At 70.6% G+C, this 14,414-nt stretch carries 14 protein-coding genes; 5 read left to right on the forward strand and 9 right to left on the reverse strand.

Going from position 1 to position 14,414, the window contains the following annotated elements:
• Positions 1-5: 5 nt before the first annotated feature.
• Together ACT54R_RS06980 and ACT54R_RS06985 are read right to left on the reverse strand one after the other, a co-directional pair.
• Positions 6-359, reverse strand: coding sequence for a hypothetical protein (locus ACT54R_RS06980; RefSeq protein ID WP_476324848.1), 354 nt, complete (start codon positions 357-359; stop codon positions 6-8).
• Positions 360-603: 244 nt separating this feature from the next.
• On the reverse strand, positions 604-2,103 hold the full coding sequence (locus ACT54R_RS06985) for a CoA-acylating methylmalonate-semialdehyde dehydrogenase (RefSeq protein WP_229643359.1): 1,500 nt from the start codon (positions 2,101-2,103) through the stop codon (positions 604-606).
• A 97-nt stretch (positions 2,104-2,200) separates the two neighbouring features.
• Here ACT54R_RS06985 and ACT54R_RS06990 point away from each other — a divergent pair, with 97 nt between their 5' ends.
• A complete protein-coding gene (locus ACT54R_RS06990; RefSeq protein ID WP_476324850.1) occupies positions 2,201-3,103 on the forward strand; it encodes a LysR family transcriptional regulator in 903 nt (300 codons plus the stop codon).
• Here the strand turns inward: ACT54R_RS06990 and ACT54R_RS06995 are convergent.
• Entirely contained in the window at positions 3,090-3,983 is an 894-nt protein-coding gene (locus ACT54R_RS06995) for a LysR family transcriptional regulator (protein ID WP_476324852.1), read from the reverse strand. The genes ACT54R_RS06990 and ACT54R_RS06995 overlap by 14 nt on opposite strands.
• Before the next feature lie 130 nt (positions 3,984-4,113).
• On the opposite strand from ACT54R_RS06995, the gene ACT54R_RS07000 reads away from it, so the two are divergent.
• Positions 4,114-5,754: a GMC family oxidoreductase gene (locus tag ACT54R_RS07000; protein ID WP_476324854.1), complete on the forward strand. Its 1,641-nt coding sequence runs from the start codon at positions 4,114-4,116 to the stop codon at positions 5,752-5,754.
• A gap of 62 nt (positions 5,755-5,816) precedes the next feature.
• Here the strand turns inward: ACT54R_RS07000 and ACT54R_RS07005 are convergent, their stop codons facing one another.
• Positions 5,817-6,248 (reverse strand): OsmC family protein, encoded by a 432-nt coding sequence (locus ACT54R_RS07005; protein WP_476324856.1) that lies wholly within the window; start codon positions 6,246-6,248, stop codon positions 5,817-5,819.
• 342 nt (positions 6,249-6,590) lie between these two features.
• On the opposite strand from ACT54R_RS07005, the gene ACT54R_RS07010 reads away from it, so the two are divergent.
• A complete protein-coding gene (locus ACT54R_RS07010) occupies positions 6,591-7,307 on the forward strand; it encodes an SGNH/GDSL hydrolase family protein (RefSeq protein WP_476324858.1) in 717 nt (238 codons plus the stop codon).
• 10 nt (positions 7,308-7,317) lie between these two features.
• Here ACT54R_RS07010 and ACT54R_RS07015 read toward each other — a convergent pair whose 3' ends face one another.
• The 5 genes from ACT54R_RS07015 to ACT54R_RS07035 form a co-directional block, all read right to left on the reverse strand.
• Positions 7,318-8,286 (reverse strand): hypothetical protein, encoded by a 969-nt coding sequence (locus tag ACT54R_RS07015; protein ID WP_476324860.1) that lies wholly within the window; start codon positions 8,284-8,286, stop codon positions 7,318-7,320.
• An 84-nt stretch (positions 8,287-8,370) separates the two neighbouring features.
• The gene (locus ACT54R_RS07020; RefSeq protein WP_476324862.1) at positions 8,371-9,564 is read right to left on the reverse strand and encodes a dihydrodipicolinate synthase family protein; all 1,194 of its coding nucleotides are present in this window, start codon (positions 9,562-9,564) and stop codon (positions 8,371-8,373) included.
• 31 nt (positions 9,565-9,595) lie between these two features.
• Positions 9,596-11,008, reverse strand: coding sequence for an enolase-like domain-containing protein (locus ACT54R_RS07025; RefSeq protein ID WP_476324864.1), 1,413 nt, complete (start codon positions 11,006-11,008; stop codon positions 9,596-9,598).
• A 33-nt stretch (positions 11,009-11,041) separates the two neighbouring features.
• Positions 11,042-11,866, reverse strand: coding sequence for an ABC transporter ATP-binding protein (locus ACT54R_RS07030; RefSeq protein ID WP_476324866.1), 825 nt, complete (start codon positions 11,864-11,866; stop codon positions 11,042-11,044).
• Positions 11,867-11,876: 10 nt separating this feature from the next.
• Positions 11,877-12,686, reverse strand: a complete 810-nt coding sequence (locus ACT54R_RS07035) for an ABC transporter permease (protein ID WP_168461390.1) — start codon at positions 12,684-12,686, stop codon at positions 11,877-11,879.
• Positions 12,687-12,976: 290 nt separating this feature from the next.
• Here ACT54R_RS07035 and ACT54R_RS07040 point away from each other — a divergent pair, with 290 nt between their 5' ends.
• Positions 12,977-13,678, forward strand: a complete 702-nt coding sequence (locus tag ACT54R_RS07040) for a thioesterase II family protein (protein WP_476324867.1) — start codon at positions 12,977-12,979, stop codon at positions 13,676-13,678.
• Positions 13,671-14,384 (forward strand): 4'-phosphopantetheinyl transferase family protein, encoded by a 714-nt coding sequence (locus tag ACT54R_RS07045; RefSeq protein WP_476324869.1) that lies wholly within the window; start codon positions 13,671-13,673, stop codon positions 14,382-14,384. The genes ACT54R_RS07040 and ACT54R_RS07045 overlap by 8 nt, the downstream gene beginning before the upstream one ends.
• The last annotated feature ends 30 nt before the right edge of the window (positions 14,385-14,414 follow it).

Raw genomic sequence — 14,414 nt, forward strand, 5'->3', positions numbered from 1 at the left:
AAGCCTCAGGCCGGCGGCGCGCGGGCGGGCGGCAGCGGGCGCCCCGGTGCCAGCCGGATGGCGACGCCATCGGCGCTTCGCCGCGCGGGCGCCCAGCGACGTTCAGGACGGTGGGGGACAGGCGCACGCGGGCCTTCCAGCGCATCAAGGATGACGCAGGCGCCGAGGCAGCAATCCTCGCCGGAAACGGCGTGGCCCGAGGCCCCGCCAGGGTCCGCCTGCGCGGCGACAGCGCACAGTCCGCCATCGACGGCGGCAAAGGCCCCGCCCGCCAGCCCCGCCAGCAGAAGCTGAAGGACTAGCACATAGGCGCTCAGGATCGCGATCGTCACGCGCGCGGCGGGACGCGGGACAGCCATGTGGAGGCCTCAGGCGGCGCAGGTCGCGCGCGCCACCGAGCTTGCCACCCTCGGCACCGAACGAAAAGCACCGTCGTTACGGCACCTTGCTGCGCGCCTTGACGCACGCCGCAACGGCCGCATCGGCCGGCGCCTTCCAGAACTCGGGAACGCGCCGGCCTGAACGAAAAAGGGAGGGGCCTGAGACCCCTCCCTTCGGCGCACCTCTTGGAGGACGGAAGGGCCTGAGACCCCTCCGTTGGCCTCACTTCATGGTGGGCATCACAAACTCGGCGCCGGCGCGGATGCCGGTGGGCCAGCGGGTGGTGATGGTCTTGAGGCGCGTGTAGAAGCGCACGCCCTCCGGCCCGTGCATGTGGTGGTCGCCGAACAGGGACGCCTTCCAGCCGCCGAAGGAATGGAACGCCATGGGCACCGGGATCGGCACGTTGATGCCGATCATGCCCACCTTGATGCGGTGCGCGAACTCGCGGGCGGCATCGCCGTCGCGGGTGAAGATTGCGGTGCCGTTTCCGAATTCATGCTTGTTGATGAGGTCGGCGGCGGTGTCATAGCTGTCGGCGCGCACCACGGAGAGGACGGGTCCGAAGATCTCCTCCTTGTAGATGCGCATGTCCGGCGTCACGTGATCGAACAGGGTGCCGCCGATGTAATAGCCGTCCTCATAGCCCTGGAGCTTGAGGCCGCGGCCATCCACCACCAGCTTGGCGCCTTCCGCAACGCCCTGGTCCACATAGCCCGACACCTTCTCCAGGTGCTGCTTGGTGACGAGCGGCCCCATCTCGGACTCGGGGTCCGTGCCGGGGCCGACCTTGAGCGCGCGCACGCGCGGCTCCAGTTTCGCCATCAGCGCCTCGGCGGTGGCCTCGCCCACCGGCACGGCCACCGAGATGGCCATGCAGCGCTCGCCGGCCGAGCCGTAGGCGGCGCCCATCAGTGCGTCCACGGCCTGGTCCATGTCCGCATCGGGCATGACGATCATGTGGTTCTTGGCGCCGCCGAGGGCCTGGCAGCGCTTTCCGGTGCGCGCGGCGGTCTCGTAGATGTAACGGGCGATGGGGGTGGAGCCGACGAAGCTCACCGCCTGGATGTCCGGATCGTCGAGCAGCGCGTCGACGGCGGTCTTGTCGCCGTGGATCACGGTGAACACGCCGTCCGGCAGGCCGGCTTCCTTCAGCCACTGCGCGAGCAGCAGCGAGGCGGAGGGATCGCGCTCGGACGGCTTGAGGACGAAGCAGTTGCCGCAGGCCAGCGCCACCGGGAACATCCACATGGGCACCATGGCCGGGAAGTTGAACGGCGTGATGCCGGCGACCACGCCGAGGGGCTGGCGCACCGCGTGGCTGTCGATGCGGGTTCCCACGTCCTCGGTGATCTCGCCCTTCAGCAGCTGCGGGGCGGCGGTGGCGAACTCCACCACCTCCATGCCGCGCTGCACTTCGCCCTTGGCGTCGGAGAACACCTTGCCGTGCTCGGCGCTCACCACCTCGGCGATCTGGTCCACCCGCTCTTCCAGGATGCGCAGGAAGGCGTTGAGGATGCGCGCGCGGCGCAGCGGCGTGGTGGCGGCCCAGCCGGGCGCGGCCTTGTTGGCGATCTCCACCGCCGCGCGCACTTCGGCGGCGGACGCGAGCGGAACCTCGCCGGTCTGCGCGCCGGTGGCGGGATTGTAGACCGGCGCCGTGCGGCCGCTGGTGCCGGCGACGAGCTTGCCGCCGATGAAGTGGGAAATCTGCGTGGGCATGATGCGCCTCCGGGCTGGGTATGGCCCCGTGATGGCGCTTCAAACGACGCGCAGCAATGCCATTGTCCGAGCATCTGTTGTGCGGATATTGTAGCCCATGGACATTGCCCTCGACTGGGACCACCTGCGCGTCTTCCTCGCCGTCGCCCGGCGCGGGCAATTGCTCGCCGCCGCGAAGCAACTCGCGCTGAACCACGCCACCATCGCCCGCCGGCTCGATGCGCTGGAGGCGGCGCTGGGCAGCCCCCTGTTCGACCGCCGCCCCACCGGCTGCGTGCTCACACAGGCGGGCGAGCGGCTGCTGCCGGCGGCGGAGCGGGTGGAGGCGGAGATGCTGGGCATCGCCGAGCGTTTCCGGGCGGCGGAGGCCGAGGTCTCCGGCACCGTGCGCATCGGCGCACCGGATGGGCTGGGCAATTATTTCCTCGCCGCCGAACTGGGGCGGCTCGCCCTGCTCCATCCCCATCTGGTGGTGGAGCTGGTGCCGCTGCCGCGCACCTTCTCCCTCTCCCGGCGCGAGGCGGACCTCGCCATCGTGCTCGACCGGCCCACCGAGGGCCGCCTCACCGTCTCGCGCCTCACCGACTATACGCTCGGCGCCTATGCCGCGCGCAGCTACATCGCGGCTTTCGGCGCGCCCGAGAGCGAGGCGGATCTGGCCGGGCGGCGGGTAGTGACCGGGGTGGAAGACCTCGCCTATGCCTCGGCGCTGGACTATTCCGGCGTGCTGGAGAAGCACGGCGGCCAGCCCTTCCGCTGCGCCAGCGTCACCGGCCAGATGGAGGCGGTGCGTTCCGGCGCCGGCATCGGCGTGCTGCATGATTTCGCCGCCGCATATTATGGCGACGCGCTGGTGCGCATCCTGCCGCGCATCGCCTTCCGCCGGAGCTACTTCCTGCTCGCCCATCCCGACACGGTGGAGGTGCGCCGCATCGCCACCGTGCGCGCCTTCCTCGCCCGCCGCTTCCGCGAGGAGCGCCCCCGCTTCATCTGCGAATGAACTGCGCCCGGTCGGCCCGCACGGCGGCGGTGATGGCATCGAGCACCGCGCGCACACGGGCGAGGTGGCTGAGATCGTCGTGCACGGAGAGCCAGTAGCTGCGGGTGAGGCGCACCTCATCCTCCAGCAATGGCACGAGCGCCGGATGGGGCGCGGCGAGGAAGGCCGGCAGCACGCCGATGGCGGCGCCGGAGAGCACGGCATTTACCTGCGCGATGACGCTGGTGGAGCGGATGACCGGCTTCAGCTCCACCCCCGGGCCGAGCTGCGAGAAATCGAGGGCGCGGGTGAAGAGGAGTTCCGGGATATAGCCCGCGAGCACATGGTCCTTGAGATCGTCCGCCGTTGCCGGCCGCCCGCGCCGGTCGAGATAGGCCTTCGTGCCATAGAGCCCGAGCGTGTAGTCGGTGAGCTTGCGCACCTTCACCTGCCCGGCGATGGGCCGGTCCAGCGTGATGGCGATGTCCACCTCCCGGCTCGCCAGCGAATAGGAGCGCGGCAGGGCCACCAGCTCCGTCTCCAGCCTCGGATTGTCGGCGGAGAGCGCGGCGAGCCGCGCCGCGAGATAGCCGACGCCGAGCCCCTCCGGCGCGCCGACACGCACCCGCCCGGTGGGCTGGCGCTCGCCCTCGCCGAGGCCGGTGATCTTGCGCAGCACGAGGGATTCCATCTCCTCCGCCGCCTGCGCCAGCTTCTGCCCCTCCTCGGTGATGAGCGTGCGCCGCCCGGCACGGGCGACGAGCGGCGCACCGACCTCCCGTTCCAGCCGCGCGACGCGCCGGCCCACCGTGGTATCGTCCAGCCCCAGTGCCCGCCCGGCGCCGGCCATGCGCCCGGTGCGGACAAGCTGGAGGAAGATGCGCAGGTCGTCCCAATCCATGATGCGGTGAAGTCCCTGCGCGCATTGAGGCCATTCCTGCAAAATTGCAGGATGGATCGGAAACTATCGTTCTTGCGTGCAGAAATCCAAGCTGGGATCACCAGCGGAGAGAAACAAGCGGGAGGCGCCGGTGGAACGGCTCGAAGGGGATTACGACTACATCGTCGTCGGTGCCGGCACGGCCGGCTGCATCGTCGCCAACCGCCTCTCGGCCGATTCGCGCACCCGCGTGCTGCTGCTGGAGGCCGGCGGGCGGGACAACTGGATCTGGTTTCACATCCCCGTCGGCTATCTCTTCGCCATCGGCAATCCCCGCGCCGACTGGATGTTCAAGACCGACGCCGAGCCGGGGCTGAACGGGCGCGCGCTCAACTATCCGCGCGGCAAGGTCATCGGCGGCTGCTCGGCCATCAATGCCATGATCTCCATGCGCGGCCAGGCGGCGGACTATGACCACTGGCGCCAGCTCGGCCTCTCCGGCTGGGGCTGGCCGGACGTACTGACCGCCTTCAAGTCGCTGGAGGACCACTTCCTCGGCGCCAGCGACATCCACGGGGTCGGCGGCGGCTGGCGCATCGAGCCGCCGCGCATCGAATGGCCGGTGCTGAACGCCGTGGCCAATGCCGCCACGGAGCTGGGCATCCGCAAGGCTCCGGATTTCAACACCGGCGACAACGAAGGCGTCGGCTATTTCCACGTGAACCAGAAGTTCGGCCGCCGCTGGTCCTCCGCGCGCGGCTTCCTCAAGCCCGCCCTCGGCCGTCCGAACCTCCGGTTGGAAACCGAGGTGCTGGCCGATCGCCTCATCATCGAGAACGGCCGCGCGGTGGGCGTGCGCTATCGCCAGAACGGGCGCTGGATCGAGGCGCGCACGCGCGGCGAGGTCATCCTCACCGCCGGCTCCATCGGTTCGGTGCAGATCCTCCAGCGCTCCGGCGTCGGCCCCGGCGACTGGCTCTCCGAACGCGGCGTTGCGACGGTGCTGGACCGGCAGGGCGTGGGGCGCAACCTGCAGGATCATCTCCAGCAGCGCGCCATCTACAAGGTCACGGGCATCCGCACCCTGAACGAGACTTATTATTCCCTGCCCCGCCGCGCCTTGATGGGCGTGGACTACGCGCTGCGGCGGCGCGGGCCGCTCACCATGGCGCCCTCCCAGCTCGGCATCTTCACCAAGTCCGATCCGCATCAGGAGCGGGCGAACATCCAGTTCCACGTGCAGCCGCTCTCGCTGGACAAGTTCGGCGAGCCGCTGCACCGCTTCCCGGCCATCACGGTGGCGGCGTGCAACCTGCGCCCCACCTCGCGCGGCATCGTGCGCATTCCCAATGCCGATCCCGAGGCGAAGCCGCAGATCGCCCCCCACTATCTCACCACCGAGGAAGACCGGCAGGTGGCCGCCGACGCCATCCGCGTCACCCGCCGCCTCATGCGCCAGCAGGCCCTCGCGCCCTACCGGCCGGAGGAGTATCTCCCCGGCCCCTCCGTGGGCGACGACGACGTTTCCCTCGCCAAGGCGGCCGGCGACATCGGCACCACCATCTTCCACCCCGTGGGCACGGCGAAGATGGGCCGCGTGGACGATCCCATGGCGGTGGTGGACGAGCGCCTGCGCTTTATCGGGCTGGGTGGCTTGCGCGTGATCGACGCCTCGATCATGCCCACCATCACCTCCGGCAACACCAACACGCCCACGGCGATGATCGCCGAGAAGGGCGCGCGGCTGGCGCTGGAAGACGCCCGCGCAGGGGCGGCCTCGGCGGCGGCATAGCCGGCGTCTCCCCCCGGAGTGGCCGGGCCGTGGGCAGCCCGGCGATGACACGGTGAAGGGCCCTACTCTTCCAGCCGGGCCTCCAGCGTGATCTTCGCGCGGATGACCTTGGAAAGGGGGCAGTTGGCCTTGGCCTTCTCGGCAAGGCTCGTGAACTGCTCCGCGCTCGCGCCCGGCACGGTGCCGACGAGGGCGAGATTGACCTCGGTGATGGCATAGCCGGCGTCCTGCTTCTCCAGCGACACCTTCGCCGTGGTCTCCATCCGCGTGGCGGTGAGGCCGGCCTCGCCGAGGATGAGGGAGAGCGCCATGGTGAAGCAGGCGGCATGGGCGGCGCCCAGCAACTCCTCGGGATTGCTGCCGCGCTGGCCCTCGAAGCGGCTGGCGAAGCCGTAGGGGAAGCCGGCCAGCGCCCCGCTCTCGGTGGAGATCTTGCCCCGCCCGTCCTTGATGCCGCCGCTCCACTCCGCCGAACCGCTGCGGATGATCGCCATGGTCGTCTCCTCGGTCTGATGGCCCGCGCGATGGCGCTTGGGCTTTGCAGTGCCTGCGAGGACAGGAACGCCCGAACGGGCAAAAACGTTCATTTCCGATGCACGCAACCCGGAAACACTTGTTAACGCCCGTGACACCAAAAGACGCAGCACGGTCCAATTTGCGACATGCGGAGAGGGAAGATTGCCACCGTCTCCGGCGCGCTGCGGCAGGGCACGGGGCAAAGGAGCGTTCCAAAGAGGGACCTTGGTTCGGACCACAGCGAGGGGCGGCACCCGGCGCTGCGACCGGGCACCGAAAGGTGTTCCGGGCGTTGCCTTCCAGATGAAAGGTGAAGCCCCATGAGCTTTTATCCCGACCGGCCCGACGCCGGCAGCGGCAGCCTGCCCGCCCTCCGCCGGCTGGTGCCGGCGCTCTCGCAGCGCCAGTGGGCGCGCCTCAGGCCGTGGCTCGTGACCCTCGCGGTGGCGGGGGGCGCGGCCGCTCTGGTGGCGCTGTCCATCAACCAGATTCCCCTGCGCGCCCGCATCGCCCTGGAGGCCGATCTGCGCGCCCGCTTCAGCAATGCCCCGGTGCTCGCCATCGGCGACAGCATCACCTATCAGGCCGCCCCGCGCAGCCTGTGCGGGGAAGAGGTGCTGAACGCCGCGGTGCCCGGCGACAAGATCGACGATCTCGTCTCCCGCGCCGGGTCGCTCGAAAGCCACCTCCAGCCCGCCCGCGTGGTGATCGCCATCGGCGCCAACGATGCGGTGAAGCCGAAGCATTCCATCGCCGAATGGCGGACGCTCTATCGCGAGATCATCTCCCGCTTTCCCGGCAGCCAGCTGGTGCTGGTGGAGGTGAACCCGGTGGAGCACGGCCGCTCGCCCTATGCGGACATGCTCGACCAGTCCTACGTGGCCGAGCAGAACGCCGCCATCCGCGCCATCGGGGCCGAGACCGGCGCGGTGGTGGTGCCGGCGCCGCAATCGGTCTCCACCACGGACGGCATCCACCCGAGCCGCGCCGGCGCCCTGCTGTGGCGCGCCCGCCTCTTCTCGGCCGCGTGCCGCTAGGCGCGCGCGCTCAGGCGTTCAGGGGGAAGTGGCGGGGCGCGATCGCGTAGCGCACCCGCAGGGCTTCGAGATCCTCCGCGGCCACGGAGAAGAAGTCCCAGCCCGGCGCGAACAGGTCCGTGTTCGTGCCCGCCCCGCGCTCCCACGCCTCGAAGAAGGCACCGGGCTTCAGCGCGCCGGTGGCCGAGGCGGCGACGTCATTCAGCTTGATGCCGAGGTGCCAGCTCACGATCACCGGCAGCACATGGGCCGCCATGGAATTCTTCGGGTGCATGGCGGCGGTGAAGGTGGAGACGAGGATTTCGCCGGGCGGCGTGGTGTCGTAGCCGGCGAGGACGTGGCAGGAATCGTGCGGCACGCTGAACACGGCGGAGAGGCCGTTGGGCTCGCCGGGAAACGCGTATCCGTTGTCGCGGAAATGGTGAAAGAAGTGGTTGCCGAAGCTCTCCGGCGGCAATTGCTCCAGCGCGTGGAAGCGGGCGGCGAGCGCAGGGTCCGGCTTTTCGTTGTAGGGCAGGAGATAGGCGGCGACGTCGCTCGTGACGTTGCCGTTCCACGGACGGCCGGTGACGCTCTCCATGTTCGCCCGGATCATGCACCCGAGCGCAGCGTGAAGATGGCCATGGGCGGCCTCGGCGAGATCGCGCACATATTCGGCGCCGCCCAGCCCGGTGGCCTGCGCGCAGGCGACGAGCCGGTCGATGCGCGCGGCATCGATGCTGCCGTCCACCAGCGCCACCACGGTGATGAGCCGCATGGCCTCGGAAGCGGCCGGCGCGGAGAGGCGCGCCGCGAGGCCGGCGGGCTCGACGGGACCTGGCAGCGGACCGCCGGACGGTCGGCCGAACACCACTTCCGCGGCGGCGGCGATGGTGTGCCGGTCGGCCTCGGTCACGGCCGCGGAGCCCTTCGCCTGCGCCACCCAGAGCATGGCGCCGAGCGTCGCGTCCTGCTGATCCGCGTCAAGGTTGATGCGCACGATGCTCCCTCCCCTCCGCCTTTCGATGGCGCCGGGGGAAGGTGGCACAAGCGCAAGCGCGGCGGAAGCGCTCGCGGAGCGGGGCTAGCCCGCGACGCCGCGCACCGCGAGCACCGCCTTCATGCGGGTCACCGCGAGGTCGGGATCGGTGAGCAGCCCGGCCGCGTCGGCGAGGCGGAACAGCTCGGCGAGGTGGAGCGTGGAGCGGGTGCTCTCCTGCCCACCCACCATGGTGAAATGGTCCTGGTGGCCGTTGAGATAGGCCATGAAGACCACCCCCGTCTTGTAGAAGCGCGTCGGCGCCTTGAAGATGTGCCGGGAGAGCGGCACCGTCGGCCCGAGGATGTCGTGGAAGCGCGCGGTGTCGCCCGCCGCCAGCGCGGTGAGCGCGGCGGAGGCGGCCGGGGCGATGGCGTCGAAGATGCCGAGCAGAGCGTGGGAATGGCCCTTCTCGTCGCCCGCGATCAGCTCCGCATAGTTGAAATCGTCGCCCGTATACATGCGCACGGCCGGGTCCAGCCGGCGGCGCATGACGATCTCCTTGTCCTTGTCGAGGAGGGAGATCTTCACCCCGTCGATCTTCGCCGTGTTGGCGTTGATGACGGCCACCGCCGTGTCCATGGCCGCATCGAGATCGCGCGTGCCCCAGTAGCCGGCGAGGGCGGGATCGAACATGTCGCCGAGCCAGTGGATGATGACCGGCGCCGACACCTGCGAGAGAACGCGGGCATAGACCGTCTCATAATCCTCCGGCGATTTCGCCACGCGCGCCAGCGCGCGCGAGGCCATGAGGATGATGCGCCCGCCCACCTTCTCCACCGCCGCGATCTGCTCCTCATAGGCGCGGATCACGTCGTCCAGCGAGGTCGCCGCCTCGGGCGCGAGATGGTCGGTGCCGGCGCCGGAGAAGACCAGCGCCTCCGGCCCGTGGGCCTTCGCCGCCTCCACCGAGCGGCGGATCAGTTCCAGCGAGGTCGGCCAGTCGAGCCCCATGCCGCGCTGGGCGGTGTCCATGGCCTCCGCGACGCCGAGGCCGAGGTCCCACAGGCGGGCGCGGTAGGCGATGGTCCTGTCCCAGTCGATGGCCGCGTCCAGCCACGGGTCGCAGTCCTTGAACGGGTCCGCCACCACATGGGCGGCGGAAAAGGCGATGCGGTTCATCGGGCCGGAGGCGCGGGCGGGATAATCGCGTGGGGCGGACAGGCGGAACGTCTCCAGCCCCCCGCTTGCCACGGGCAGGCGGAGGGAGAGGGCGGCGGCGCGGGCGTGCTCGTTCATGGGGGCGATCCTGAAAGGGCGGCGCGGGGGCTCAGGCGAGCGTCCCGTGCGGGATGGGTTCGGGCACCGCGGCCGGCGCGATGGGGGTGAGGCTGGCCCAGTCGGGCTCGGCGGCGCGGGCAAAGCCGGGCGCCTCCAGCAGGCTGCGGGTGGGCAGGAGCCCGCGCGAGACGTCGAGGCCGAGGCGGCCGTTGCGCTGGGTGTAGAGGTCCGGATGGGCGTCGAAAAAGGCGCGGGCCTCGCCCTCCGGCGCGGGGCCGAAGCCGTCCACATAATGGTGGCCGTTGCGCTCGCCGTGCGCGAGGCCGAGGGCGGCGACGAGGGCGGTGTCCTGCTCGATGCCGAGGCCCGGCTGGCAGGTGAGGTCTTCCGCCGAGATGAGGAACGGCGCGCGCGCCCCGCCCGTATTCCACGCCTTCACCCGCGCCGCGTTGAGGATGGCCTTGTAGAGCCCCTTGCAGCTCTTCGACGACACTCCGCGATAGCCCAGCGCCGCCGCGCGCGGGAAGGCGTCGGGCGCATCGTCCGCCTCGTCGATGATGACGGGCAGGCCGTCCAGCGGCGGCAGGGGCGCGGCGAAGGTCTCGGCGCGGTCGAAGGGTTGCTCGATGTAGAGAAGCCGGGCGCGGAAGGCGGCGAGGCGCGGGCCGTTCAGGGCTTCGGCGAGGGCCATGAGGCGGTCGGGATCGTATTGCTCGTTGGCGTCCAGCGTCGCCACGTATCCCGGCGCGGAGGCGGCGAGGATGGCGGCGATCTTCTCCAGCCGGGCGATGTCGGCGGCAAGCTCTCCGCCGATCTTGATCTTGAAGAAGGCGAGCCGCGCGGCGGCGATCTCGGCGGCGAGGCCGTGCGGGCCGTCGAGGGGGTCCATGAGCCCCACCGTGTGGCGCAGCGCCACCGCAGGGGCGGGCACCAGCGCCGAGAGAAAGGCGCCGATCTGCCCGGCGGTGAGGTCCGGCGAGAGACGCGCGTCGAGGCCCATCACGTTGGCCTTGAGGCCGGCGACGAGGCCGAGCCCCATGGCGCGCAGCAGCGCGTCCAGCACCGCCTTGTCGAGGAGCGCCGGGCCGAAGCCGGCGGCGAGCGGCGGCACACCCTCGCGCTTGCCCCACATGAGCTGGGGCGCCCGCGCCGCCACCGACAAGCCGAAGGCGCTGGCGGGCAGCGCATTGGCATAGATGCGCGCCGCCTGGGCGAGGCCCCGGCGCAGGTCGTCCACCGTGTGGAGCGGGCTCTTCGCCGGCGCCTTGTCGAACCAGCGCGGCATCATCATCTCGGCGGCCATGCCGGTCGCCGGGCCGAAGCCCTCCACCTCCGCCGCCACCTTCACGAAGGCCTGCGGCGCCGTCTCCACCACCGAGGGGCCGAAGCGGAACGGGCGGACGAAGGGCATCAGCCGCTCGCCGATCTCCACCTCGCGGATGGTGACGCGCGGAAAGGGCATGTTCGTCCTCTCAATCCTCTGAAGCCTGAGGCTTCAGTCCAGATGGCCCTGGGCGTAGAAATGGCCGCGGATGGTCTTGGCGAGTTCGGCGAACACCGGGCTCGCCATCATGTCGAGCGAGCGCGGGCGGGGCAGCGGCACGTCGTAGATGGCGGCCACCGACCCGGGCCGGTCGGTCATCACCACCACCCGGTCGGCGAGGAAGATCGCCTCGGGGATGGAATGGGTGATGAGCAGGATGGTCTTGCCCGTCTCGTACTGGATGCGCTGGAGCTCCAGGTTCATCTTCTCGCGCGTCATGGCATCGAGCGCACCGAACGGCTCGTCCATGAGCACGATCTTCGGGTCGTGCACCAGCGCCCGGCAGATGGCGGCGCGCTGCTGCATGCCGCCGGAGAGCTGCCAGGGATATTTGTTCTCGAAGCCGTTGAGCCCCGCCGTCTTGAGCAGCTGGCGGGCGCGTTCCAGATGGCTCGCGCGATCGAGCCGGCGCACCTCCACCGGCAGCATCACGTTGCGCAGCACATTGCGCCAGGCGAGCAGGACGGGGCTCTGGAACACGATTCCCACGTCGTCCGGCGGCTCGGTCACGGCCTTGCCGTCGATGAGGATTTCCCCCGCCGTCGCCGGGATGAGGCCTGCCACCAGCTTCAGGAGCGTGGACTTGCCGCAGCCCGAGGGGCCGACCACGCAGATGAACTCGCCCTCGGTGATGTCGAGGTCCATGGGCTTCAGCGAGGGCACCTCGCCGTCGCGGGTGCGGTAGGTCTTGGCGAGGCCGCGGATATCGATGAGCCGGCGGCGGGTCGCGGGGCCTTCGTTGCGGGAAATCACGCGCAGGGTGTTGGGTCTGGCCATGGCGCCCTCCTCAGACGGTGACGAAGGCATCATGGCGCTGGCTCGCATGCCACGGGACCACCAGGCGCTCCACGAGGTCGATCACCCAGAACAGCACCACGCCGATGAGCGCGAGCACGATGAGGGCGGCGAACATGGTGGGCAGCTCGAAATTGCCGATGGAGCGCTGGAGCACGAAGCCGAGGCCGGAATTCGAGCCCACGAACTCGCCCACCACCGCGCCGACCACAGCGAGCGTCACCGACACCTTCAGGCCGGCGAAGATGGCCGGCATGGCGTGGGGCAGGCTCACCATGGCGAAGGTCTGGAGCCGCGAGGCCTTCATGGAGCGGGCGAGGTCGCGCATGTCCGCCTCCACCGACTTGAAGCCCTGCACGCCTGCCACCACCACCGGGAACACGCCCAGCAGGAAGGCGGAAATCACCTTCGGCACGATGCCGAACCCGAACCACACCACGAACAGCGGCGCGATGGCGACCTTGGGGATGGACTGGGAGAAGACCAGCAGCGGGTAGAGATAGGCCTCGATGGTGCGCGAGCCGGCGATCAGCATGGCGAGCGGAATGCCGATGGCCGCCGAAAGCGCGAAGCCGGCCAGCGTCGCGATGGTGGTGGGCACCGCCTCGCGCGCCAGCATGGCGCCGTCATTGCGGAAGGCGATCATCACGTCCCACGGGGTGGGGATGAGATAGGCCGGGATCTGGAAGAGGCGGACCGAAAGGTCCCAGATCACGATGAGGATCACCAGCAGCCCGACCGGCCGCGCCCATGGGGCGTCGATGACGGCGAGCACGGGATTCCTGTGGCGTGGCGACGCCATGCGGCTTCCTCCCTTTAGCGTTTTGTCCCGGCCGGGGCTCTGCGGTCCCGTTTTAACTAACTAGTGAATTACATTTCCCACGCGGCCCGTTGTCAAGCCCATGCCGGTGCGCCAAAGCGGCACCGAGGTAGCGCGGGCGCCGCTTTTCCGCTCCTTTTCTTGCCGCACTGCAGCGCAAGCCTTGAGCCGCCGCCCCTTTCCCGCTTATCTCGGTAGGGGAGGCTTCCACGATGCCGCGTCGCTGTCCAGACACACGGGCGAGACCGCCCCTTGGCCGGAAGGGCTGAGCGGTGCGCCTCGTCTGCCTGCCCCATGCCGGCGGCTCCGCCGTGCTCTACCGCACCTGGAAGGCCGCGCTCATCGGTCTCGCCACCGTGGACAGCCCCGAGCTGCCCGGACGCGGCAGCCGCCACGGCGCGCCGGTGCCGGCGAGCCTTGCGGCGCTCGCCGAGGACATCGCCGCCCCCCTCGCCCACCGCCATGTGCCGGTGATGCTCTACGGCCATTCCATGGGTGCGCTGCTGGCCTTCGAGACGGCGCGGGCGCTGGCCCGCCACGGCGTCGGCGTGGCCGGGCTCGTGCTCTCCGGCCGGGCGGCGCCGCACCTGCCGTTTCCCCGGCAGGACCGCCACCTGATGAGCGATGCCGCGCTCATCGAGGAGCTGAAGCGCTTCGGCGGCACGCCCGAGGTGCTGTTTCGCCGCCCCGACATCCTCGCCATGACGCTGCCGGCGCTGAAGGCGGACTTCCGCATGGTGGATACCTACGACTTCGCCCCCGGCCCGGCGCTGGCCTGCCCGGCGGTGATCCTCGGCGGCGCGGACGATCCCGCCACCCCGGAGCCGAGCCTTCATGCGTGGCGCGAGGTGATCTCCGGCCCCGTGGCGGTGGAGGTGTGGCCCGGCGGGCATTTCTTCGTGCGCGAGGACGAGCAGCGCCTTCTGGCCCTGCTCAAGCGCACCCTCTCCGCCTGGCGCGCCGCCCGTGCCTGATGCGTGCTCGCCCGTGGAGGCCGCGCGGCTGGGACCGGGCGCGAGCCTCGTCGCCATCGCGCGGGTCTTCGATGCCCTCGTCAATCCCGACCTTTCCATCACTTTGCCGCCTGACGAGGCCGCCCGCATCGCCCGCCATGTGAAGGCCGACGACCGCGCCGCCCGCACTGCCGCCTGGAGCCTCGCGCGCACCCTGCTCGGCGCCGCGCTCGGCCGCGCGCCGGCGGATGTGCCGGTGGCACGCGGGACGAACGGGCGGCCGGGGCTCGATATGGCGTCGGATCTCGATTTCAACCTCACCCATTCGGGCGGCTGGGTGGCGGTGGGGCTGGCCCGCGGCGGCACCATCGGCGTCGATGTGGAAAAGGCGCGCGGTCTCGATCTGTGGACCCGCCTCGCCCCCGATTTCATGCACGAGGACGACCGCGCCCGCTGGTCGGCCCTCCCCGAACCCGGTCGCGCCGCGTCCGCCCTGCGCCAGTGGTGCGGCAAGGAGGCGGTGCTGAAGGCGACGGGCGAAGGCCTTGCCGGCGACGCCCGCGGCGTGCGCCTGCCCGAGGGCGGCGGCCTCGTGGTGCGCACCGGCCGTGCCTTCCTCACCGGCAGCGGCGCCCTGCCCGCCGCCGCCTATGCCTTCGCCGTGGACGTGGAGGCGCCCACGCTCTTCCTCTCCGCCGGGGCGGGGTGGGAGCGCCTCGCCGGCTGAAGACCACGCGCCCTCCGGAACCGCCGTCGT

This window comes from Xanthobacter sp. DMC47 (assembly GCF_056313845.1).